This is a genomic window from Enterobacter cloacae complex sp. P6RS (assembly GCF_014982245.1).
Classification (GTDB): Bacteria; Pseudomonadota; Gammaproteobacteria; order Enterobacterales; family Enterobacteriaceae; genus Enterobacter; species Enterobacter bugandensis.
Window position 1 is genome coordinate 50,819 of sequence record NZ_JADCLB010000012.1, and the last position, 23,017, is coordinate 73,835.

At 57.2% G+C, this 23,017-nt stretch carries 18 protein-coding genes; 8 read left to right on the forward strand and 10 right to left on the reverse strand.

The window, feature by feature from the left end; genetic code table 11:
• Window positions 1-7: 7 nt before the first annotated feature.
• From fhuB to hrpB, 10 genes are all read right to left on the reverse strand, one after another.
• Window positions 8-1,990 carry a Fe(3+)-hydroxamate ABC transporter permease FhuB gene (gene fhuB / locus INF73_RS07190; protein ID WP_193540307.1) on the reverse strand — a complete coding sequence of 661 codons (1,983 nt, stop codon included), beginning with the start codon at window positions 1,988-1,990 and terminating at the stop codon, window positions 8-10.
• On the reverse strand, window positions 1,987-2,877 hold the full coding sequence (fhuD, locus tag INF73_RS07195) for a Fe(3+)-hydroxamate ABC transporter substrate-binding protein FhuD (RefSeq protein ID WP_028015564.1): 891 nt from the start codon (window positions 2,875-2,877) through the stop codon (window positions 1,987-1,989). Before fhuD ends, fhuB begins: the two co-directional genes overlap by 4 nt.
• Entirely contained in the window at window positions 2,877-3,674 is a 798-nt protein-coding gene (gene fhuC / locus INF73_RS07200; RefSeq protein WP_193540305.1) for a Fe3+-hydroxamate ABC transporter ATP-binding protein FhuC, read from the reverse strand. The genes fhuD and fhuC overlap by 1 nt, the downstream gene beginning before the upstream one ends.
• A gap of 50 nt (window positions 3,675-3,724) precedes the next feature.
• Window positions 3,725-5,980: a ferrichrome porin FhuA gene (gene fhuA / locus INF73_RS07205; RefSeq protein ID WP_193540303.1), complete on the reverse strand. Its 2,256-nt coding sequence runs from the start codon at window positions 5,978-5,980 to the stop codon at window positions 3,725-3,727.
• A 201-nt stretch (window positions 5,981-6,181) separates the two neighbouring features.
• A complete protein-coding gene (locus INF73_RS07210; protein WP_193540301.1) occupies window positions 6,182-7,186 on the reverse strand; it encodes a fimbrial protein in 1,005 nt (334 codons plus the stop codon).
• Between the two features lie 8 nt (window positions 7,187-7,194).
• On the reverse strand, window positions 7,195-9,675 hold the full coding sequence (locus INF73_RS07215; protein ID WP_193540299.1) for a fimbria/pilus outer membrane usher protein: 2,481 nt from the start codon (window positions 9,673-9,675) through the stop codon (window positions 7,195-7,197).
• 19 nt (window positions 9,676-9,694) lie between these two features.
• A complete protein-coding gene (locus INF73_RS07220) occupies window positions 9,695-10,408 on the reverse strand; it encodes a molecular chaperone (protein WP_193066659.1) in 714 nt (237 codons plus the stop codon).
• 43 nt (window positions 10,409-10,451) lie between these two features.
• Entirely contained in the window at window positions 10,452-11,024 is a 573-nt protein-coding gene (locus INF73_RS07225; RefSeq protein WP_193540297.1) for a fimbrial protein, read from the reverse strand.
• A gap of 333 nt (window positions 11,025-11,357) precedes the next feature.
• On the reverse strand, window positions 11,358-13,883 hold the full coding sequence (gene mrcB / locus INF73_RS07230; protein WP_193541126.1) for a bifunctional glycosyl transferase/transpeptidase: 2,526 nt from the start codon (window positions 13,881-13,883) through the stop codon (window positions 11,358-11,360).
• 101 nt (window positions 13,884-13,984) lie between these two features.
• The gene (gene hrpB, locus INF73_RS07235) at window positions 13,985-16,414 is read right to left on the reverse strand and encodes an ATP-dependent helicase HrpB (RefSeq protein ID WP_193541124.1); all 2,430 of its coding nucleotides are present in this window, start codon (window positions 16,412-16,414) and stop codon (window positions 13,985-13,987) included.
• A gap of 73 nt (window positions 16,415-16,487) precedes the next feature.
• Between hrpB and thpR the strand changes: the two genes are divergently transcribed.
• The 8 genes from thpR (at window position 16,488) to panC (ending at window position 23,011) form a co-directional block, all read left to right on the forward strand.
• Complete coding sequence (gene thpR, locus INF73_RS07240) at window positions 16,488-17,042, forward strand: RNA 2',3'-cyclic phosphodiesterase (protein ID WP_045259483.1); 555 nt, start codon at window positions 16,488-16,490, stop codon at window positions 17,040-17,042.
• On the forward strand, window positions 17,032-17,736 hold the full coding sequence (sfsA, locus tag INF73_RS07245) for a DNA/RNA nuclease SfsA (RefSeq protein WP_193541122.1): 705 nt from the start codon (window positions 17,032-17,034) through the stop codon (window positions 17,734-17,736). The genes thpR and sfsA overlap by 11 nt, the downstream gene beginning before the upstream one ends.
• A 175-nt stretch (window positions 17,737-17,911) precedes the next feature.
• The gene (gene dksA, locus INF73_RS07250; RefSeq protein ID WP_013095632.1) at window positions 17,912-18,367 is read left to right on the forward strand and encodes an RNA polymerase-binding protein DksA; all 456 of its coding nucleotides are present in this window, start codon (window positions 17,912-17,914) and stop codon (window positions 18,365-18,367) included.
• 59 nt (window positions 18,368-18,426) lie between these two features.
• Entirely contained in the window at window positions 18,427-19,317 is an 891-nt protein-coding gene (gene gluQRS / locus INF73_RS07255; RefSeq protein WP_193541120.1) for a tRNA glutamyl-Q(34) synthetase GluQRS, read from the forward strand.
• A 42-nt stretch (window positions 19,318-19,359) separates the two neighbouring features.
• Window positions 19,360-20,757, forward strand: coding sequence for a polynucleotide adenylyltransferase PcnB (pcnB, locus tag INF73_RS07260; RefSeq protein ID WP_028015552.1), 1,398 nt, complete (start codon window positions 19,360-19,362; stop codon window positions 20,755-20,757).
• Window positions 20,754-21,233, forward strand: a complete 480-nt coding sequence (gene folK, locus INF73_RS07265) for a 2-amino-4-hydroxy-6-hydroxymethyldihydropteridine diphosphokinase (protein WP_045259480.1) — start codon at window positions 20,754-20,756, stop codon at window positions 21,231-21,233. Before pcnB ends, folK begins: the two co-directional genes overlap by 4 nt.
• Window positions 21,234-21,356: 123 nt before the next feature.
• Window positions 21,357-22,148, forward strand: a complete 792-nt coding sequence (panB, locus tag INF73_RS07270) for a 3-methyl-2-oxobutanoate hydroxymethyltransferase (RefSeq protein WP_045259479.1) — start codon at window positions 21,357-21,359, stop codon at window positions 22,146-22,148.
• 11 nt (window positions 22,149-22,159) lie between these two features.
• Window positions 22,160-23,011: a pantoate--beta-alanine ligase gene (panC, locus tag INF73_RS07275; RefSeq protein ID WP_155026304.1), complete on the forward strand. Its 852-nt coding sequence runs from the start codon at window positions 22,160-22,162 to the stop codon at window positions 23,009-23,011.
• The last annotated feature ends 6 nt before the right edge of the window (window positions 23,012-23,017 follow it).

The following is a 23,017-nucleotide window of genomic DNA, read 5'->3' on the forward strand; positions in this document are numbered from 1 at the left end:
ATTTTTATTAGCGGCTCTGCTTTCTCAACAGATAAATAAAATACGGCGCGCCGATAAAGGTCGACAGCAGTCCTGCCGGGATCTGATACGGGAACAGCACCATCCTTCCACACCAGTCGGCAAACACCAGAATGACCCCGCCCGTCAGGGCCGACATCACAATATGTGGCATCGTCCGTCGGAAACCCATCATTCTGGCGATATGCGGCGCCATCAACCCTACAAAGCTTAGTGGACCGATGGTCATGGTGGCGGTTGCCGTCAGACACGCCGCCAGCAGAAGAAGCGCGACGCGCGTTGGCGTCAGCGCTAAGCCAACCGCACGCGCGGTTTCGCCCCCCAGCGGCAGAATGGTCATCCAGCGACGGCATAGCGGTACCATCGCCAGCAGCACGATCATAACGCTTCCTGACCAGGCAACCTGGCTGGCGGTGGCGTTGTACGTTGAGCCGGAAATCCAGGTCAGGATCTTCGCCATGCGCGGATCGCCGCTCGCCTGCAGCATCATCAGCAGCATAGTAAAGGCGGTGCTGAGCGCCATACCAGCCAGCAGCATGCGGTGTGGAGAAAATCCGCCGCGGCCAGAGGCAACCAGAATAATCATCAGCGTGGCCGCCGCACCGATACTCCCGGCAGGCATCAGCCAGCCAAACGCATTGCCCGGCACCAGGAAGAGCATCAGCACCACGCCAAAGGCCGCGCCGGAGCTGATCCCCAGCACTTCAGGGCTTGCCATCGGGTTACCGGTCAGACGCTGAATAATACAGCCCGCCACCGCCAGCATCACCCCGGCAATCAGCGCGGAGAAAATACGCGGCCAGCGCCACTGCAGCAGTTCGTTGAGTAAGTCTCCCGTTGCCCAGTGCCAGCCTGCGGCATCGCGCCCAAATGCGAGGGCGGCAAACGAGGCGATAAGCAACACCGCCAGACCGGCAAGGCTGAACCACAGCACCGACTGACGTTCAGCGTAGACCTTATCACCCGCGTCCATCGCTGGGGCGCTGATGCTGCGCAGGCGCGGGAGCAGCCACAGCAGCAGCGGCGCACCGATAAGCGCCGTTGCCGACCCGGTAGACACTTCCATCCAGACGCGCGCCAGCCAGAGAATGATCTGATCGGAAAGCCAGAGGATCAGCGCCCCGATCAGCGGCGCCAGCAGCAGACGTGCCAGAAGGCGACGCGCCCCGAGCATTTTCGCCAGCAGCGGCGCAAAGAGGCCGATAAACCCGATGATGCCAACCGCGTTAACCAGCAGAGCGCTTAACACAATCGCCAGCGTGAGCGCCGCCAGACGAGCCAGCGACAGCGCCAGCCCCAGGTTGCGCGCCACGCCATCATCCAGCCCCATCAGAGTGAGCGGGCGCAGCAGCAGCAGCGTGAGCACCACACCGCCAAACAATTGTGGCCACAGGCGCTGGACGATACTCCAGTCGGTCTGGGTGAGCGTGCCGGTGCTCCACATAAACATGCTTTGCAGCTGGTCGTGGTGAAACAGCACCAGAAGCTGGTTGATCGCGCCGCAGTAGAGGCTGACGACCAGCCCGGCGAGGATCAGCGTGACCGGCGAGAGACGTTTTCCCCAGGCCACGCCAAAGACCAGCGCGCCCACGACGCAGGCACCTGCCAGCGCGGCAAACTGCGAGGTTAATGCCCCCGGCAGGGTCCAGAGGGTGGTGATGGTGATCCCCAGCTGTGCACCCGTCGCCACGCCCAGCGTGGTTGGCTCCGCCAGCGGGTTACGCAGCACCTGCTGGAACAGCACGCCCACCAGCCCCAGCCCCGCCCCGACCAGCAGGGAGATGCTAAGACGCGGCAGCAGGCTGTAGTGGAACAACATCTGCTGAATATTGTCGATATCCGGAGCGGCAAACGCGGCCGCCCACTCCTCGCGCGGCAGTGCCGTGGAGAGGTTGAACCCGGTTAGCGCCAGCGCCGCCAGAAAAATCAGCCCCAGCAGCAGCGCCGGGAAACGGGCAATACGCGTACTCATGCTTTGCCCCCCATCACGTTGTCCAGCACGCGGGCAAAGTGCATTGCCGACAGCGTCGCGCCGTAAAACCATACCGCAGGGGCGCGCAGGAAGCGCTGCTCGCGCACGAACGGCATCGCCTGCCAGAGCGGGGTCGCCATCAGGGTTTGCATTTCACGCTCGTTGCCGTGGTCAAAGCACAGCACGTCGACGTCGCGAAACGCCGCCAGGCGGTCGATGCCCACGGCGGTGCTTCCCCAGAACGTCATCTCGCCTTCCCAGGCGTTGCGAATGCCGAAGTTGTCGAGCACTTCCTGGAACAGGCAGTTCTTTCCAAAGACCAGCATATGGCGGGCATCCAGCAGCGTCACCATCAGCAAAGGCCGATCGCCACGGCGGGCAAAGCGCGGCTTAAGGGACTCAATCAGCGCGTCAAACTCATCGAGATGCTGTTTTGCTTCCGCTTCCCGGTTGAGGAACTGGGCCATCTCGTGGATAGAATTTTTTGCCATGGTCAGCGGCTTTTTACCGTCGCTAAAGGAAAAGCCTCGTCCCGGCGCAATCTTCGCCATGATCTCTTCCGACGGGCCATACCCCGCAGACCAGAACAAATAAGACGGTTTCATCTGCGTGAGAAGCTCAAGGTTTGGCTCCGTGCGCAGACCGATGTCGATGACCGAGTCCGGCAGTTTTGGCTCATTCACCCACAGGGTGTAGTTGGGAATGTCGGCCACGCCGTAGGGCGTGATACCCAGGGCCATCATCAGCTCGACGGGTAACCACTCCAGCGCCACGATGCGGTGCGGATCGATAGCGGCGGCGCGGGCCGGGGCCATCTTCAACAGCAGCGGCGAGAGCGCCATGGCCGTCAGCAGGCGACGGCGGCTAATGTATGTTGAATCCAGCATCAGTAGACAAAGCTCACGGGAGCAGCCCCGGCCGGGTGAGGCAAAATACCCATCGGAATACCGTAAATATGTTCCAGCGTTTCGCTGCGCATCAGCTCAAACGGCGTGCCCTGAGCGATCATTTCACCGCCGCGCAGCGCGACGAGGTAGTCACAGTAGCGCGCCGCCATATTGATGTCATGCAGAACGGCAATCACCGTCAGGCCGCGCTGCTGGCTTAAGCGATGCACCAGCGCCAGCACGTCGACCTGATGGGCGATATCCAGCGCAGAGGTCGGTTCATCCAGCAGCAGGCAGCGGCTGTCCTGCGCCACCAGCATCGCAATCCACGCCCGCTGACGTTCACCGCCGGACAGACTATCCACCAGGCGATGCGCCAGCGGTTTTAGCCCTACCAGCGCAATCGCCTCTTCTACTTTCTCCCGGTCGGCGACGCCGAAGCGGCCAAGCGCCCCGTGCCACGGATAGCGGCCAATCGCTACCAGTTCACGCACCGTCATCCCTTCCGCCTGCGGCAGCTGCTGCGGCAGATAGGCCACTTTGCGGGCAAAAGCTTTACTGCTCCAGCCCTCCAGCGGCCGATCGTCCAGCAGAATGTCCCCTTCAGAAGGCGGCTGGTGGCGACCCAGCATCTTGAGCAGCGTGGATTTACCGGAACCGTTGTGGCCAATCAGGCCCGTCACTTTACCGGCAGGAAACGTCAGAGAGAGCGGATGCAGCAGGGTGCGCCCGGGTACGCGAAAGGAGAGATTATTGAGCGTAAAGGTGGTGTCGGATTGCGTTTTATTATCCTGCATGTCAGCCAACTTAAATAAAAAGGGCACGGCGAACCGTGCCCATAAAGAGGTTAGAAGCGGAAGGTCGCGGTGGCGACAACCTGGCGTTCAGCACCCCAGAAGCAACCGTAGGTGTTGAAGCAGCTGGCAACGTACTCACGATCGAACAGGTTGTTCACGTGAAGCGCGACGTTTGATCCGGCCATGCCTACACGCGCCAGATCGTATCTGACCAGTGCATCAACCAGTGTATAGCTTCCAACAGTGAAGCTATTCGCCGGGTCACCTTTGCTGGAGCCGGTATAACGCACGCCGGTACCCAGCGTCAGGCCAGACAGTGGGCCGTCAAACATCGTGTAATCTCCCCACACGGATGCCATATGTTTTGGCACCTGCGCCGGCGTGTTGCCTTTGTAGTTGGTGTCGGTGGTGTATTCCGCATCGGTATAGGTATAAGAACCGACAACGTTAACGCTTGCAGAGAGCGCCGCTTTGGCTTCCAGCTCTACGCCACGGGCGCGGATCTCGCCGCCTTCAACAGAGAAGAAGGACCCCGCAGGGTCGGCCATCAGGTTGTTGGTTTTAGTCAGCTGATATACCGCACCGGTGATAACGATCGGACGATCGTTGGGCACGTATTTCACGCCCGCTTCGTACTGCTTGCCTTTAGACGGTGCAAAGACGTTGCCGTTCGCGCCGGTCTGAGAAGCCGGTTCAAACGACTCGCTGTAGCTAAAGTACGGGGTGACGCCGTTATCGAACAGGTAGTTAACACCGCCACGCCAGGTGAACTGGGTGTCATCACGCGCGGAAGTCGTATTCGTCACGCGGTTGTAAGATTCCTGATTGGCCCAGTCGTATCGACCGCCCAGCGTGACCAGCACCTTATCCCACTCGATCTGATCCTGAGCATAAATACCGGTCTGTTTTTGCTTGTTCAGCACCTGATAAGCGCCTGACGGACCAGGATGAGAACCGAAATCGAAGTCGCCACGATCGAGGTTATAGATATCCGATGACGCAACGGAACCGGCATAGCCGAACCACGAGTCGATGTCGTTACGCATGCGCATGAAATCCACGCCTGTCAGCAGCGTGTGATCGAGAGTGCCGGTCGCGAACTTGCTCTGCAGCTGCGTGTCAACAGAGAAGTTTTCCAGCTTCTCGTTGTCAATGACATACTGGCGAGTCAGCGTGTGTCCCCACTGAGACTGAGGAACGCTCGCGCAAGGGCTGGATGCCGGATTGCTTGAATAGAGCGGATCGGAACACATGCCGTAGCCGTAGACGCTGTTTTGCGAGGTTTTATTCTGCGCGTAGCGCAGGTTCTGGCGCACGGTAAAGGTATCGTTGAACTCGTGGTCGACGCTGTATCCCACCATTTTCTGGTTACGGGAATAGGTGTTGTTCTTCGCGCCTTCATTGAAGTTCGTCGGCAGACGATCGCCGTTTGGCAGCGGGTCAACCGTCCCCTCTTTTGGCAGCCAGCCGTAGTAGCCCGTTTCAGGCTCGTTCTGGAAGTAGGAAAGGAACGTGAAGGTGGTTTTGTCATCCGGACGCCAGGAGAAGGATGGCGCGATGGCATAACGCTGCTCGCCCTTATCTTCCTGCTGCGAATTGTTTGAGCGCGCAACTCCCGTCAGGCGGTATGAATAGACACCGTCATCGTCGATCGCATCGCTGAAGTCAAAGCCTGTCTGGAACAGGCTGTCGGTACCCACTTTAAACTGGATCTCTTTCAGCGGCTCGGTTGTTGGGCGCTTACTTACCATGTTCAGCAGGCCGCCCGGGCTGCTTTTACCGTACAGAACGGAAACCGGACCGCGCATGATTTCGGCGCGCTCCAGCATGTACGGGTCTATCACCGCGTCGTTATAGAAGTTGCCCTGCATCTTCATGCCGTCGAGGTAGTTGTTCTGGCTCTGGCCATCGGCCGCGAAACCGCGAATAACCAGATAATCATAGGTGTTGGACGCACCACGCGTGCCCACCGCAACGCCCGGCGTGTAGCTCAGGGCTTCTTTAACCGAACGCGGCTGGTGCAGCGCCATCTCTTCGGCCGTCACCACAGAAATAGACTGTGGAACCTTTTGAATTGGGGTGTCTGTTTTGGTACCGGTCGCAGATTGGCGGGCGGCGATAGTCGCAGCAGGTCCCCAGGCACTTTCCTGTGCAGCAGGTGCAGCGGTAACGGTAATAGTATCTTCTTTTTTCGGGGTTTCGGCAGCGTGAGCAAATGCAGACATGCCGGCAACCGCTGTGGCTACGACAACCGCGACTTTACGCAGCGACGTGTTAATTGGCTGAGCAGTATTGGAAAGCGCCATGTTTATCTCTGATGGAAAAGTGAATGATAACGTAAACGAGAATTATTATTATGACCGCAGAATAATATGCGAAACGCTGGTTGCATAGCAAGCAGTAAGCGGCCCTACAAGATTTAAGGGTTTAAGAATTAACCAGATGAAAAGAGAGGGTTAACGAAGTTAGTGAAATGATCCTTAGCCCGCCAGAGCGGGCAGGATGAATCAACGGTAAAAGAGCTCGAACGTCGCGACAGAATCGACTTTGCCGGCTTTTATCTCCCCCGTCCTGACGTAGCGAGCCTTGAGTGGGATCTCGACGGGGACGTTGTCCTGCGTGCCGGTTATCGCCGTGTAGTTCCGATCGAACTGCAGCACCGTATCATTCTGGTCAAGGATCTGAATGCCGACGCCTTCAGCGGCGGAATCTCCGGAGGCGATCCCCAAAATATTGCCGTTCGTGACGCCCGTTGATCCCGCGCTGGTAAATTGATAATCCACCTTTGTGCCTGCCGCGCAGTCGGTGATCTCAATCTTAAAGCTGCCGTCCGTTAGGATGTCAGAGTATTGGCCGCTAAAGTCCTGGGTATTGACCGTTTTCAGCGGCACATAGATATTGCGATCGACAAGGTTACAGGTATTGGTGGTGATGTGAACGCTGGTGGGAGAGAAGCGCATTTCACCGATCGGCGCGTTGCCCAGGATATCCATCGAGGTTAACCGTGAGGTATCAAGATCACCCTCCTGGATAGCGCCCGTGACGACCAGCTGGGCAGCGGCGCGGAATACAGATGTACTTGTCGAATAGCCATGGATCGATCCCACAAAGTGCATGGGCCGGACAAGATCTTGTCCAGTGTAACCGGGAAGCCGTTCGGTCGACGACGCCGCGCGGATGCCAATACCCGGCACGTTGGTCTGATAGACCCCGCTCATCACATCTTCACGCGCATCCGCATCCGTGAGGTACAAATACCCGCGTCGAATTTGCGCGTCACCGCTACAATCCACCGTCACCGCTTTACTCTCGACGCTGGCGTCATAAAGCACGGTGCCGACGGGCGTGTCGGGGGCGACAATAATGACCGGGGGAAGCTGAAACGTCACCACGGCATCCGCGTCAGCGCTGCCGTTGAAGGTACAATCTGCCCGGGCTGAATGGCAAAATGCCCCTGCCAGCACAAGCATTACCGGTGGCAGGAATGTGTTAACGATACGACGTAGGTTCATGAGATACCTCAGTTAAGGCAGTTGACCGTGGCTTTCACGATCCCTGCCGCGCTGTGCGAGGGAAGATCCAGCGTCCCGTGACACTGCCGATCGCGCTCTTCTCCCCACTGCACGCTAAACGTTGTTTTGCCGGACAGCCCGGTCAGGTAAACCTCCCCATCATCGCCCACGATGGCCGTGGTGTTGTCCAGCGCCACCAGGGCGCCAAACGGCACGGGCTTACCCGCGTAGAGCAAGGTCACCAGCGCGCGTCGTCCCACGCGCGCGTCGAACGTGGCCGGCACTGCCGCCCCTTTCGTCGGCACGAGATCCAGCGTTGCCGCGTCGATATCAATATCTTCCCGATCCTGCGTATTCACGGTGATGATGTTGTGCCGGTAGGCCGTCAGAGAAGGAACAATCGCGTTACCAAAACGGTCCGTCGTGATGCCGCGCCCGTTTTGTACTTTGACGTTATCACCATCTTTAATGTGCACAATGGCGAAGGCGTCGCGTACGGGTTGCCCCAGCGTCACGCCATGCTCGTGGGCCACAATCGATCCCTGAGCGCTGTAGTTCCATTGCCGGTTATCGCCACCGTAGCTGTACCCCATGCCGACCTCGCCGGAAGCCCCCCGGTAACGACCGGAGAGGCTGCCGCCGTAGCCCGTATTCTGATTGGCATAGCTCTGCTGAAGGTTGTAGCTCAGCTTATTGTCCTCCAGCGCGGTACCGCCAAGCCCAACCTGATGCGAGACAAATCCGCCACTGGAGGTATTAGCACTGTAGGTTGCCCAGGAATTCGGCAGCCACTTTGATAACGGAATGTTGACCGTCAACGCCATTTGCCGGTCGGTAACGGCATCTGGCGTGCGGGTCAGGTTGTAGCTTATCGACCAGGTGATGTCGCGCCAGCTGGAGCTGAACCCCGCGCTGACGCTGCGCTCATGGCCGTCCATATCCCAGTAGTCCTGCTGATAGCCGTTAAGATAGGCCGAGCCCCAGTCAGAAACCCGCTGGGAAAGGTTGAGCTGCATGCGGCTACGGCGGTTATTAGTTCTGCGGTAGGTATAAATGCCGTCATCGATTTCGCTGTCACGCTGATCGATAGCTTCCTGAAAGGTATAGAACCCCGATGTGGAGTAGCGATAGCTGGCAAGCGTGATGGTGGTATCCGTATCGGGAATATCTTTTGAATACTGCGCCCGCCAGGATAAACCGCTGGCATCGTCACGCCCGTCATCAAACGCGGTACGCGCGGCCGTGAGGTCGACAGAGGCGGAGCCGAAATGCCCCAGATCGGCACCGAGCCCCAGCAGCAGCGCGTGATACAGTGATGCCCCCAGCGCGCCGGTATACGCCGTGACGCCGTAAGGCAGACCATAGATGGCTGTGCCTTGCGCAAAGGTGGGTTCGTCTTCACCTTCATTACCGCGATAGCGCCCTGCGGCCAGCGAATACTTAAAGCCGCCTTCCCGCTGTAACACCGGCACCGACGCGCTGGCCTGGATGAAGCTATGCTCGCTGCCGTCCGCCTCTTCGACGGTCACTTCCAGATCGGCTCCGGATGTTACCTGGCTTAAATCGCGGATCTCGAACGGCCCCGGCGAGACGTTTGCCTGATAGATGGTGTAGCCGTTTTGCTTGATAGTGACTTTCGCATCGCTATTGGCAATACCGCGCACGACGGGCGCAAAGCCCTGCTGACTAACAGGCAGCATAGAAGTATCCGTTTCCAGCTTCACGCCGGTCATCTGAACGCTGTCAAAAAGTTCACCATTGGTATATGTCTGACCAATCTCAAGCTGGCTTTTCAGCGTTTTGATGTCGCGTTGTAACGTGCTGGCAATGGCCTCCCAGCCAGAAGCGTCGCTCCAGGTGCTGTTATTCCGCAGCCGCCACGCCCCAAGGTTAATCCCCGACTCCAGGCCAAGCCAGGTCGAAGAGGTTTTGCCCGAACTGTAGTGCTGCTGAGAACCGCTGAGTTGATAGCTTGTCCAGGCGGCAGGCGCGCCGTCATCCCAGAATTTTGGATGTATCGCGCCAGCGGCAGCATGGTCGCGATACGCCTGCGGGATGACCAGTTTCAGGGTCTGGTCATCCTGATTGTATTCGTAACGGGCATTTTCAATGAAATGGGAGATATCGCGGACATAAGCGCCGTCATCCAGATCTTTTAAGTCCGGGATCGTGTCGACTTTCACGCCGTAATCGCGCAGATCCGCTTTCGTCAGCTCCGGCAGCAGGCGCTGTTTATCGTCAGACAGCACGAAAGCGATGGGACGTTTATCCACAACGTCCCGATCCCACATAACAGTCGTAAGGTAGCTTCCGGCAAGTAGCCCGTTATCGTTAATGAAGTTTTTTAATGTAGAGGTATTTTCGAGGGGCGTATCCAGCTCAAGGATCCGCAGGTTAAATTCGTCATCAGCACTTGCAGGCTGGATCGCGGCGAGCAGCGTCAGCGCGATCCCGTACAGTACCTGTTTGTGAAGCAGAGATGACGACATAAAATACCAACATGATGATTTAAAGAGCCTGCTTGCGCTGCGGGGTTTGCCCACCGAAATCATTGATTGCTGTCCAGGTCACCGCGCCCTTTGCTGAATTCGGTAACGCGAAACGCTGCTCGCTGAACGGAGCCACCATCATTGAAATGGCGCCTGGCGTGGTTTTGGTCTCTTTCACCGGAACACTTTTCCCACCAACGGCCAGCTCGCCAAACGAGACGTAAAACGGGGTCGGGTTGTTTGCAATTAGCGTGTCGCCCTGACGCTTGAATGTGATTTTTGCGTAGGCTTCCAGGGCATCGCTTTCCTTCAGCTGAGCCGGACGCCAGAAAAGCTTCAGCCGCGTTTTCATTGCAAATTGCAGCGTGTTTTTCTCTTTCAGCTCCGGCGAGAGTGCCGATACGGATTTAACGTTTGCCAGAAACAGAGATTCCCGGTCTACGGGCAGGCTTTTTTTATCGCCGGTAAAAATAACGTGCAAAAGGGTTTGACGATTTTCCTGCAATTTGTAAACAGGGGGAGTAATAATAAACGGCGCTTTCGCATCATTGGGGTAAGTGACCCAGCTTTGCACCAGATAACGTGTATGCGGATCTTTATTTTTAAGTGCTATCTGAACTTCTGATTTATTCGATGGATAAATAATTCGCGTACCACCGAGAACAACACTTGCCTGTACTGAACAGCAGGAAATAATTAAACAACCACATAACAATTTAAATAAAGTCTTCATACAATGTTCCAAAAAGGCAGCCGTTCAGGCTGCCCGTCATTGCTTAGCGATAGACAACCTCGAATGTCGCAGAGGAGGAGTAATGGCCCGCGGTTGGCGCGGTATCCCCCACCTGAATCACTTTCGCGGTGTAGTTAAAGACAGAAGCCGTTGCCCCGGTTGCGTCGTTGTTCACATCGGTACCCGCATCCGGTACTGAACCGTCGAAAACAACATCGCCTTTAGCGCCGTTCTCATTGCTGACGATGATGCCAACGTTGGTCGCATTGCCTGCGCCAGTCAGATCGTTCTTCAAACGCTTGTTAGCGGCGTCTGTTGTCGTGCCGCTAAACTTGAGGTTCAGTTTAGCGACCAGCGGGTCACATTTTTTCACTTCAATCTTAAAGGCTTTTGAGGTGCCAACCGTACCGTCAGCGCCAAAATCCGAAGGATAGGTATCTGCGAAAGTGACGGTGGAAGCGTTAGTTCCTGTGCCATCAACGTTAATTTCACAGGTATCGGCAACAATTTTTCCGGCGAAGTTCACCGTACCGGAATCGTTTGACGCAAATACAGGCAGAGACAGCGCGGCCATAACGCTTCCGGCTAAAAATGCAGAGACAACTTTTTTGTTCATGAAAAATATCCTTATATTTGACAATTGTGGCATCCATTCGCACTACAAATATTTTGAGTCGAAATGTTATCCAGCATGTTACGCATGACTGACTATTTAGGAATATCCTTTGAGCCAGTGAATTTCTTATGGCGATTACATCAGATTATTCTTCATTGTGTCCAGAGAGGATAAAGTTACGCAACATGTAGAAGATTTCAAATGCATGTTTTAGATGAAAAAAATGAGAACTTAAAAATTCTAAATTAGATATTTAATTTTTTTAAAAATTGCAGAATGTAAAAAACAAAAAAGCCGCTTTATATTAAAGCGGCTTTTTATTCAGGGAATTAATTAATTCCCACCAAACATATCCTTGATCCAGCCGGCCACGCCATCACTGTCTTTCTTCTCGTTCTGCTGCTGGGCCGGTTGTTGTTGCGGCTGCTGCGGCTGAGAAGATTGATCGAACGGGTTGCCCGTTGGCTGTTCTGGCTGGCTCTGCTGGCACAGTGAGTCCGGGTTGGTCGTCCAGACCGGCAGGGTACGCATCCCGCCGCCGCAGATAAAGTTCCCGGAACCATCCACGCCCATATCGACGATATCTTCCGGCGCGACCAGGTTCAGCGGCACAGGTGACTGGTTCGCCAGGTAGCGCTGGTAAATCGACATCGCCCCGCTCGCCCCGTAAAGTTTGGTCGGCTGGTTGTTGTCACGGCCTACCCAGGTGATCACCACTTCACGGCCATCAATACCGGCAAACCAGGTATCGACGTTGTTGTTGGTGGTCCCGGTTTTACCCGCCAGATGCAGACCAGGATACTTCGCCCCCAACTGACGACCGGTACCGCGCTGCACAACCTGCTGCATCGTCCACAGCGTCATGTAGGCTGCCTGCGCAGGAACGGCACGTTCAGCCTGCGGGAAGCTCTGATACAGCACGGAGCCATCTTCGGCAATCACCGAACGCAGGGCAGAGAGCGGTGCGCGGTTACCTCCGCTGGCAATGGTCTGGAACGCCTGCGCCACTTCGATCGGCGTCAGGTTAAGCGCCCCCAGAATCATCGCCGGAACAGGGTGCAGCTGATCTTTCGGTACGCCCAGCTTCTGCCAGGTGTCGACAATGGCCGGCAGGCCCAGCGCCATACCGAGGTTAACCGTAGGTACGTTCATGGAGCGGGTTAACGCATCCACCAGCATCACCTGTCCGCTGAACTGTTTATCATCGTTCTGCGGTGACCAGACCTGGCCGTTAGGCTGACGCAGGGAGATTGGCGCATCGGCGATCCAGGTGTTCAGGCGATACAAATTCGGCTGGCTCAGCGCGGTGAGATAGGTCGCCGGTTTAGCCAGAGAGCCAATCGAACGACGCGCCTGCATGGCACGGTTGTAGCCCGCATACTGCGGCTCTGCGCCGCCCACCATCGCGCGCACTTCGCCGGTGTTACGGTCAACCACCACCATCGCGGTTTCCAGATCGGAGAGCTTGCGCTGCTTCTTCAGCACCGGGATCCCTTCAACCGCCGCTTTTTCTGCCGCGTCCTGGGCTACCGAATCAAAGGTTGTGAAGATCTTCACGCCGGAGAGATCTTTGACCTTATCACCGAGCTTGCTTTGCAGCTCCTGGCGCACCATCTGCATGAAAGCAGGCTGCGGAGAGATCACCCCACCGCGCGGCTGCACGCCCAGCGGACGTGCGCTAAGCATGTCGTATAATTCCTGGTCAATCACCTGCTGCTGTTGCAGCAGACGCAGTACCAGGTTACGACGCTCCAGCGCCAGTTTCGGGTTGCGCCACGGGTTATAAATGGACGCCCCTTTCACCATGCCCACCAGCAGCGCCTGCTGGTCAAGGCTGAGCTCTTCCACCGGACGGCCAAAGTAGTACAGGCTCGCCAGCGGGAAGCCGCGGATCTCGTTATCGCCGCTCTGGCCGAGGTACACCTCGTTCATGTACAGCTCAAGGATACGATCCTTGCTGTAGCGCGCATCCATCAGCACGGCCATGTACGCTTCGTTGGCTTTACGCCAGTAAGAACGCTCGCTGGAGAGGAACAGGTTCTTCACCAGCTGCTGGGTAAGCGTACTCGCCCCCTGCACGGTACGACCCGCAGTCAGGTTCGCCAGCACCGCACGGCCGATGGAGTAGAGACTGATACCGTCGTGCTCGTAGAAATGGCGGTCTTCGGTTGCCAGCAGGGTATCCACCAGCAGATCCGGGAAGCCGTTACGCGCCACGAACAGGCGCTGTTCGCCATTGGCGGACGAGAGCATGGTGATCAGACGCGGATCAAGACGGAAGAAACCGAACTGGCGGTTATTGTCCATGTTCTCAATGGTTTCCAGCCGATCGCCGTCAAAAGTCAGACGCGCGCGCACCTGCCCCTCTTTGCTGTCCGGGAAGTCGAACGGGCGGCGGATCATCTCAATGCTTTTCGCCTGGACGGTAAATTCGCCCGGGCGGGTCATTTTCGTGACCTGACGATACTGCGTAGCTTGCAGCAGTTTCACCATCTCGTTCTTGCTGATGGACATGTCCGGCTCAAGGTTCACCATGCGACCATACACTGCCGCAGGCAATTGCCAGACTTTCCCGTCGATACGGCTGCGGATCTTCTGATCCAGATACACGCCGTAAATCGCGATCAGCACAACAAAAACAATGAACAGCTTCAGCAGCAGCCAGAACCAGCCGCGCTTCCCACGAGGCTTACGCCCTTTGCCTTTCCCTTTACGCGGCATCGGTTCTTCATCCTCATAATCGTCTTCATAGTCATCGTCATAGTCCTCATCTCTGAGGCGACGACGGCTTACTTTTTCTTTCGCCGGACGCGCGGGTTTTCCCTTACGTCCTATTGGCTCGCGGTCATTCCCCGCCATGCTTTTTCTCCGCAACTTTCAGGCGCAAAGGCCAGATTTTCCTTTCTTTCACAGGTCTGTGGAAGAAGAAATCTCTCAAAATAAACAGCAAGACTTTCCTGTCAGGAATACTTCTTCGTCCGCCGCGTCGGCGCCGTATTCGCCGGATCGTCCGGCCAGACGTGTTTGGGGTAGCGCCCTTTCATCTCTTTCTGCACTTCACGGTAGCTCCCGGCCCAGAACGCTCCCAGATCGCGGGTGATCTGCAACGGACGATGCGCAGGCGAGAGCAGCTCAAGCACCAACGGCACCCGCCCTTCCGCAATAGACGGTGTGGTTGCCTCACCAAACATCTCCTGCATCCGAACCGCCAGCGCCGGAGGATTATCCTCATGATAACGAATGGCAATCCGGCTCCCGGTGGGCACAGTGTAATGCCCAGGAAGCTCACTATCCAGACGTTGACGTAATGACCAGTCCAGTAAATTCTGTAACGCAGTCTTAACATCAAGCGCCTTAAGGGCGCGCAGAGAGTGCACGCCGCTCATTTGCGGCAGCAGCCACTGCTCAAGCGTCGCGAGCAGCGTCTCATCATCCACCGCGGGCCAGCCGTATTCCGGAAGCCACTTCGCGGCGCAGTGCAAACGAATGCGATACTGTTCAGCTTCCGGCGTCCAGTTCAGAACGTTAAGGCCCTTTTCCCGAATGCCGTTCAGCATTGCCTGGTGTAACTCTTCTTCCGACGGCTTCGCCAGCGGTTTCGTCCCGAGGATCAGTTTGCCAATCTGACTACGCCGAAACGCCTTTAGCGTCCCCTGAGCGTCATCCCATTCCACGATGTCCGATTGCTGGAGCAGCTGCGGGCAGGTACGCGTCAGGGCATCTATGTCCACGGCAATCGCCTGTAAAATACGGGCATCAGGAGACTGGCTGCCCTGAAGCAGGAGCGGCGCGATCAGCCATTCATGTCGCGTCAGGGCATCATCGCTGTCCAGCATCGCCCCCATGCCGTTTGCCAGCTGGTAGCGTCCATCCAGCCCGCGGCGGCGCGCAATCCTGTCCGGGAAGGCCAGCGCCAGAAGGGAGGCAATCTTATCGCCGTCAGGTGAACCGCCCCGGCAGTTCAGGCGTTTGCACAGCTGCTGCGCCCGCTGCTGCCAGTTTCCCTGATTGCGCGAAAACGCCTGCCCCAGATCGCTGCTGCCTCCGCGCGGCGGCTCCTCAAGAATAGCCGCCAGTTTCGCCGCTGTGGCAATTTCATCTTCGCCCTGCGCGGCCACCAGCATCGCCGCCAGACGCGGATCGTTGCCCAGCGCAGCCATTTTCTGGCCGCGCGCCGTCAGACGTTCACCTTCCAGCGCGCCAAGCTGGGTGAGCAGGCTGCGCGCGGCGGCGAGATTCACGACAGGCGGTGGATTAAGCCAGGTGAGCTGTTCAGGATCCGGGCAGCCCCACAGCAGGAGATCCATCACCAGCCCGGAGAGATCGCTTTGTAAAATCTCCGGCGTGCTTTGCTGTGCCGCGCGTTCAGCCTGCTCCGCGCTGGTCAAATGCAGGCAAATACCCGGCTCAAGACGCCCCGCACGGCCCGCGCGTTGCACCATTGACGCCTGGCTGATGCGTTGTGTCAGCAGTTTAGTCAGCCCGGTGCGCGGATCAAAGCTAGCCACCCTCTCCTGCGCGCTATCCACCACCAGGCGAATGCCTTCGATGGTCAAACTGGTTTCGGCAATGTTGGTTGCCAGGACGACTTTACGCTGCCCCGCCGGGGCGGGAAGGATAGCTTTACGCTGCTCGGTCAACGACAGGGCGCCATAGAGCGGGCAAAGCAGTACGTCACTGCCCACCCTGGAGGCCAGCCGCTCCTGCACGCGCTGAATCTCCCCCACGCCGGGCAAAAACAGCAGCAGCGAGCCGGGCGCCTGGCGAAGCAGGTCAGCAGTGGCAATAGCTACCGCTTCGTCAAAGCGCTGATGGGCAGGAAGCAGCTGATAGCGACGCTCAACAGGAAATGCCCTTCCTTCTGAGCTGATGACCGGCGCATCGGGTAATGCCTGTCGTAGCCGCTCGTTATCCAGCGTTGCCGACATAATCAGCAGCCGCAGATCGTCGCGCAGCCCCTGCTGAACGTCGAGCAACAGCGCGAGGGCCAGATCGGCCTGCAGGCTGCGCTCGTGGAATTCATCCAGGATCACCAGCCCGACGCCGTTCAACTCCGGGTCGTTTTGCAGCATGCGGGTAAGAATGCCCTCGGTGACCACCTCAAGCCGCGTGGACGGGCCGACGCAGGTTTCGGCGCGCATCCGGTAGCCTACCGTTTCACCCGGTTTTTCATTCAGCAGTTCCGCCAGGCGCTGCGCCACGTTGCGCGCGGCCAGCCTGCGCGGCTCCAGCAGGATAATTTTCCCGGCAATATTCCCCTCTTTAAGGATCTGCAATGGCAGCCAGGTAGATTTACCCGCCCCCGTAGGCGCGTTAAGCAAAACCTGCGGGGCATGTTGTAAGGCAGCGAGAAGCTCAGGAAGAACGACGGCGACCGGCAATGAGGACACTAACAGCTCCAGAGGGTTAACATTAGTCGGCGTACATTGTAGCATCGGCGCATATCATTACCGAGTCCCCCCTATGTCTGAGTCGAAACGGCTGTTTTTTGCCATTGAATTGCCCACCACCCTACAGCGGCAAATCGTTCGCTGGCGCGCGGAACATTTTCCGCCGGAAGCGGGCCGGCCCGTTGCGGCGGCAAACCTGCACCTGACGCTGGCCTTTTTGGGTGACGTGAGCGCCGAAAAGCAGCGGGCATTAGCCGCCATGGCCGGGCGTATTGTCCAGCCGGCGTTTACGCTGCACCTTGACGATGCGGGTCAGTGGCTGCGTTCGCGCGTGGTCTGGCTGGGTACGCGCCAGCCGCCGCGCGGGTTGTTACAGCTCGCCAATATGTTGCGCGCGCAGGCAGCGCGCAGCGGCTGTTACCAGAGCCCGCAGCCGTTTCATCCGCACGTCACGCTGCTGCGCGATGCCGGTCAGGCCGTTGCTATTCCGCCGCCGGGTTTTCACTGGGCTTTTCCGGTTAATGAATTCGCGCTTTATGAATCCGTCTTTGCACGGGGACGCACCCGCTACAGGCCGCTACAGCGCTGGACGTTGGGCGACACCACAAGGAATTCCGATGAAGTTTAGTCCTGCACTACAGTCCGCGACGCTTGTCCAACGCTACAAACGCTTCCTCGCCGACGTGGTGACGCCGGAAGGCGAAGAGCTCACCCTGCACTGCCCCAACACCGGCGCCATGACCGGTTGCGCCGCGCCGGGTGACACGGTCTGGTATTCCACTTCAGAAAATACTAAACGCAAATATCCCCATACCTGGGAAATAACCGAAACGCAAAACGGGGCGTTTATTTGTGTTAATACTCTGCGTGCAAATCAGCTGGTTAAGGAAGCGCTGACCAATGGCGCCATTCCCGAACTGGTGGGTTACGGTACGCATAAAACAGAAGTGAAATACGGCGATGAAGGCAGCAGAATTGACTTCATGTTACAGGCGGAAGACAGGCCGGAGTGCTATATTGAAGTAAAATCAGTGACGTTAGCGGAACAGGAAAACGGCTTCTTTCCGGATGCGGTAACGCTACGCGGGCAGAAGCATCTGCGAGAGCTAATGAGTGTTGCGGCGGCGGGCAAACGCGCCGTATTGCTGTTTGCGGTGTTGCATACAGCGATTGAACGGTTTTCCCCTGCCCGCCATATCGATCCTAAATACGCACAACTGTTGAATGAGGCACAAAAGCTGGGGGTAGAGGTTTTAGCTTATAAAGCGGAACTTTCTGCCGATAATATGACTCTGAGATCGTCTCTTCCCATTGTCTTATAAGGGATTAGACGATTGATGAATAAGTGTTCTGGCCGCGTGCGCAAATACGCTTTTCCTCACAGGCTTGTCAAGTGTTACGTTTAGATAATTGCCATACGGAAAAGCATCTGCTATTTATAGCGACCTGATTTTCCCCCAACACGGGGATCGATAGTGCGTGTTAAGGAGAAGCAACATGCAAGAAGGGCAAAACCGTAAAACATCGTCCCTGAGTATTCTCGCCATCGCTGGGGTGGAGCCGTATCAAGAGAAGCCGGGCGAAGAGTATATGAACGAAGCCCAGCTGTCGCACTTCAAGCGTATTCTTGAAGCATGGCGTAATCAACTCAGGGATGAAGTGGATCGCACCGTTTCGCATATGCAGGATGAAGCTGCTAACTTCCCGGATCCGGTAGACCGTGCCGCTCAGGAAGAAGAGTTCAGCCTCGAACTGCGTAACCGTGACCGCGAACGCAAGCTGATCAAAAAGATCGAGAAAACGCTGAAAAAAGTCGAAGACGAAGATTTTGGCTACTGCGAATCCTGCGGTGTTGAAATCGGTATTCGTCGCCTGGAAGCGCGTCCAACCGCCGATCTGTGCATCGACTGTAAAACGCTGGCCGAAATCCGCGAAAAACAGATGGCCGGCTAACGCCAGCGCTGTTTATACACTCCAAAGGCGGGAGTCTCTCCCGCCTTGTTACTATTGATATGTCTGAATCACACTATATCGGGCGCTTTGCGCCATCTCCTTCCGGTGAATTACACTTCGGCTCATTAATTGCCGCGCTTGGCAGCTACCTGCAGGCTCGCGCCAGTCAGGGTAAATGGCTCGTCCGCATCGAAGATATTGACCCTCCGCGTGAAGTTCCCGGTGCTGCAGACACCATTCTGCGTCAGCTGGAACATTACGGTCTTCACTGGGACGGCGACGTTCTGTGGCAGTCACAACGTCATGAGGCTTATCGGGAACGTCTGGCCTGGCTCAGCGCTCAGGGGCTCTCCTATAACTGCACCTGCACCCGCGCGCGTATCCAGAGCGTGGGAGGTGTGTATGACGGCCGCTGCCGCACGCTGAATCTTCCCCCGAAAAATGCCGCCGTACGCTTGCTACAGCGCGCGCCCGTCACTCGCTTCCACGATCGGCTCTCCGGTGAGATTAGGGCGGATGAACGTCTGGCATGTGAAGATTTTATTATTCACCGTCGTGATGGTCTGTTTGCGTATAACCTGGCGGTGGTCGTCGACGATCGTTTCCAGGGCGTGACGGAAATTGTGCGCGGGGCGGACCTGGTCGAACCGACCGTACGGCAAATCTCGCTTTATCATCAGTTTGGCTGGACGGCACCGGATTACATTCATCTGCCGCTGGCGGTCAATGCGCAGGGCGTTAAGCTCTCCAAGCAGAACCACGCCCCGGCCCTGCCAGACGGCGATCCGCGTCCTGTTTTGATCGACGCGCTGCGATTTCTCAACCAGAATGTAACCAACGAATGGCAGGATCTGCGCATTGACGAATTGCTGAAAATAGCCATTGCCAACTGGACGCTCGCGGCGGTGCCGAAAATCCAGCATTCTCAAATGCGTTGCGCTGAGCTATGATTAGCCGCTTTTTTCATAACAAAACACACTACGAGGTGTACCATTTTTACCCGAGTCGCTAATTTTTGCCGTAAAGTGCTAAGCCGCGAAGAGAGCATGGCGAACGACGCTATTGCACAGCCACACATGTCGGTTATTCCGCGTGAGCAGCACAATATTTCCCGCAAAGATATCAGTGAAAATGCCCTCAAGGTACTCTATCGTCTGAATAAAGCGGGCTACGAGGCCTATCTCGTTGGCGGTGGGGTGCGTGATTTACTGCTGGGCAAAAAACCGAAAGATTTCGACGTGACGACCAGCGCCACGCCCGAGCAGGTGCGTAAATTATTCCGCAACTGCCGTCTCGTTGGCCGCCGTTTCCGTCTGGCTCACGTGATGTTTGGGCCGGAAATCATCGAAGTGGCGACCTTCCGCGGCCACCACGAAGCGGGTGCATCCGACCGCACCACGTCACAGCGCGGCCAGAACGGTATGCTGCTGCGCGACAATATCTTCGGCTCTATCGAAGAAGATGCCCAGCGTCGCGACTTCACCATCAACAGCCTTTATTACAGCGTGGCGGATTTCACCGTGCGTGATTACGTCGGCGGCATGCAGGACCTGAAAGAGGGTCTGATCCGCCTGATCGGCACGCCGGAAACGCGCTATCGTGAAGATCCGGTGCGCATGCTGCGCGCCGTGCGTTTTGCCGCCAAGCTGAACATGCGCATCAGCCCGGAAACCGCAGAGCCGATCCCGCGTCTGGCGACGCTGATTAACGACGTGCCGCCTGCCCGCCTGTTTGAAGAGGCGCTGAAGCTGCTGCAGGCCGGCTACGGGTTCGAAACCTACAATCTGCTGCGCGAATACAACCTGTTCCAGCCTCTGTTCCCGACCATTACCCGTTACTTCACCGAAAACGGTGACAGCCCAATGGAGCGGATGATTGCGCAGGTGCTGAAAAATACTGACACCCGCATCCATAACGATATGCGCGTGAACCCGGCATTCCTGTTTGCGGCAATGTTCTGGTACCCGCTGCTGGAAACGGCTCAAAGAATCACCCAGGAGAGCGGCCTCGCCTATTACGATGCCTTCGCGCTGGCCGCGAACGATGTATTGGACGAAGGGTGCCGCACGCTGGCTATCCCAAAACGTATTACTACGTTGGTGCGCGACATCTGGCAGCTTCAGCTGCGCATGTCCCGCCGTCAGGGCAAACGTGCCTGGAAGCTGATGGAGCATCCAAAGTTCCGCGCCGCCTTCGACCTGCTGTCGCTGCGTGCGGAAACTGAACGCAATCAGGAGCTGCAGCGCCTGGCGCAGTGGTGGGCCGAATTCCAGGTTTCCGCCCCGCCGGAGCAGAAAGATATGCTGACCGGGCTGGATGAAGAACCTGCCCCGCGTCGCCGTCATCGTCGTCCGCGCAAACGCGCACCGCGTCGTGAAGGGACAGCATGACCCTTGCGTATATCGCCATCGGCAGCAATTTAGCCTCTCCGCTGGAGCAGGTGAATGCTGCCGTACAGGCGCTGGGTGAGATCCCGCAAAGCCGTATCGTGGCGGTCTCCTCCTTTTACCGCACGCCGCCGCTAGGCCCGCAGGATCAACCTGATTATCTGAACGCCGCCGTGGTGCTGGAAACATCCCTCGATGCCGAAACGCTGCTGGACAACACTCAGCGCATCGAACTGCAGCAGGGGCGCGTACGCAAAGCCGAACGCTGGGGGCCGCGCACGCTTGATCTCGATATTATGCTGTTCGGCCATGAGGTGATTAACACTGAACGCCTCACCGTACCGCATTACGACATGAAAAATCGTGGCTTTATGCTCTGGCCGCTCTTTGAAGTGGCGCCCGATCTCACCTTCCCGGAAGACATCCCGCTCAAGGCCGTTCTGGACAACCTGAACGCGGAAAGACCCGCTCGCTGGTGATCCTCTTCCCTCACCGGTTGACCACAAAATAATTGTGGTTAATCGGTTGCCTAAAATCATTGTTCCCTCGAATGTTACTGTTAGAATGCGCAAAGATTCGCTTTTGGGCTATCAGGAAACAGTATGAAACCAACCACCATCTCCTTACTGCAGAAATGCAAACAGGAAAAAAAACGCTTCGCCACCATCACCGCGTATGACTACAGCTTCGCCAAACTGTTTGCCGAAGAGGGGATCAACGTCATGCTGGTCGGAGATTCGTTAGGGATGACGGTACAAGGACATGATTCCACCCTGCCGGTCACGGTCGAAGATATTGCATATCACACCCGTGCGGTACGCCGCGGTGCGCCAGGCTGCCTTCTGCTTTCCGACCTGCCATTTATGGCCTATGCCACGCCAGAGCAGGCATTTGAAAACGCGGCGGCAGTGATGCGCGCTGGCGCTAACATGGTCAAAATTGAAGGCGGCGCCTGGCTGGTGGAGACGGTGAAAATGCTCACCGAACGCGCCGTGCCGGTGTGTGGTCATTTGGGCCTGACCCCGCAGTCCGTGAATATCTTCGGCGGGTATAAGGTGCAGGGCCGCGGCGACGCGGCGCAGACGCTGTTTGAGGATGCCCTGGCGCTGGAAGCCGCAGGCGCCCAGCTGCTGGTGCTGGAGTGCGTGCCGGTTGAGCTGGCGAAACGCATCACCGACGCACTCTCCATTCCGGTGATTGGTATTGGTGCAGGCAACGTGACCGACGGTCAGATTCTGGTGATGCACGACGCCTTTGGTATTACTGGCGGGCATATCCCGAAATTTGCCAAAAATTTCCTCACTGAAGCGGGCGACATGCGCGCTGCGGTCAGGCAGTATATTGCCGACGTTGAATCCGGTGTTTACCCGGGTGAAGAACACAGTTTCCATTAAGGAGTCTCGTTGTGCTAATCATTGAAACCCTGCCGCTGCTTCGCCAGCATATCCGCCGCGCGCGTCAGGAAGGTAAACGTATCGCACTGGTCCCGACCATGGGCAATCTGCATGATGGCCACATGAAGCTCGTCGACGAAGCCCGTGCGCGAGCAGATATCGTGGTGGTCAGTATCTTCGTGAACCCCATGCAGTTTGACCGCGCCGACGATCTGGCACGCTATCCGCGCACCCTGCAGGAAGATTGCGAGAAGCTCAAAAAACGCCACGCGGATATCGTCTTCTCACCTGCACCGGCGGACGTTTATCCGCAGGGTACCGAAGAGGCGACCTACGTTGACGTCCCGGGCATTTCCACCATGCTCGAAGGCGCCAGCCGTCCGGGCCACTTCCGCGGAGTCTCCACCATCGTCAGCAAGCTATTTAACCTGGTGCAGCCGGACGTTGCCTGCTTCGGTGAGAAAGATTTCCAGCAGCTGGCGCTGATCCGCAAGATGGTCGCCGACATGGGATATGATATCGAGATCGTCGGCGTACCGATTGTGCGTGCCAAAGACGGGCTGGCACTCAGCTCGCGGAATGGTTACCTGACCGCCGAACAGCGTAAAATCGCGCCGGGCCTGAGCAAGGTGATGAACACCATGGCAGAGCAAGTGCTGGCAAAAGAGTTAACAGCAGAAGAGATTATTGCCCTTGCCGAGCAGGCGCTTAACGATAAGGGCCTTCGTGCTGACGACGTACAAATTCGTGATGCTGATACGCTGCTGGAATTAACCCAGAACAGCAAGCGCGCAGTCATCCTGGTGGCGGCATGGCTCGGCCAGGCACGCCTGATTGACAATAAAGTGGTTGAGCTGGCGTAGTTCTTC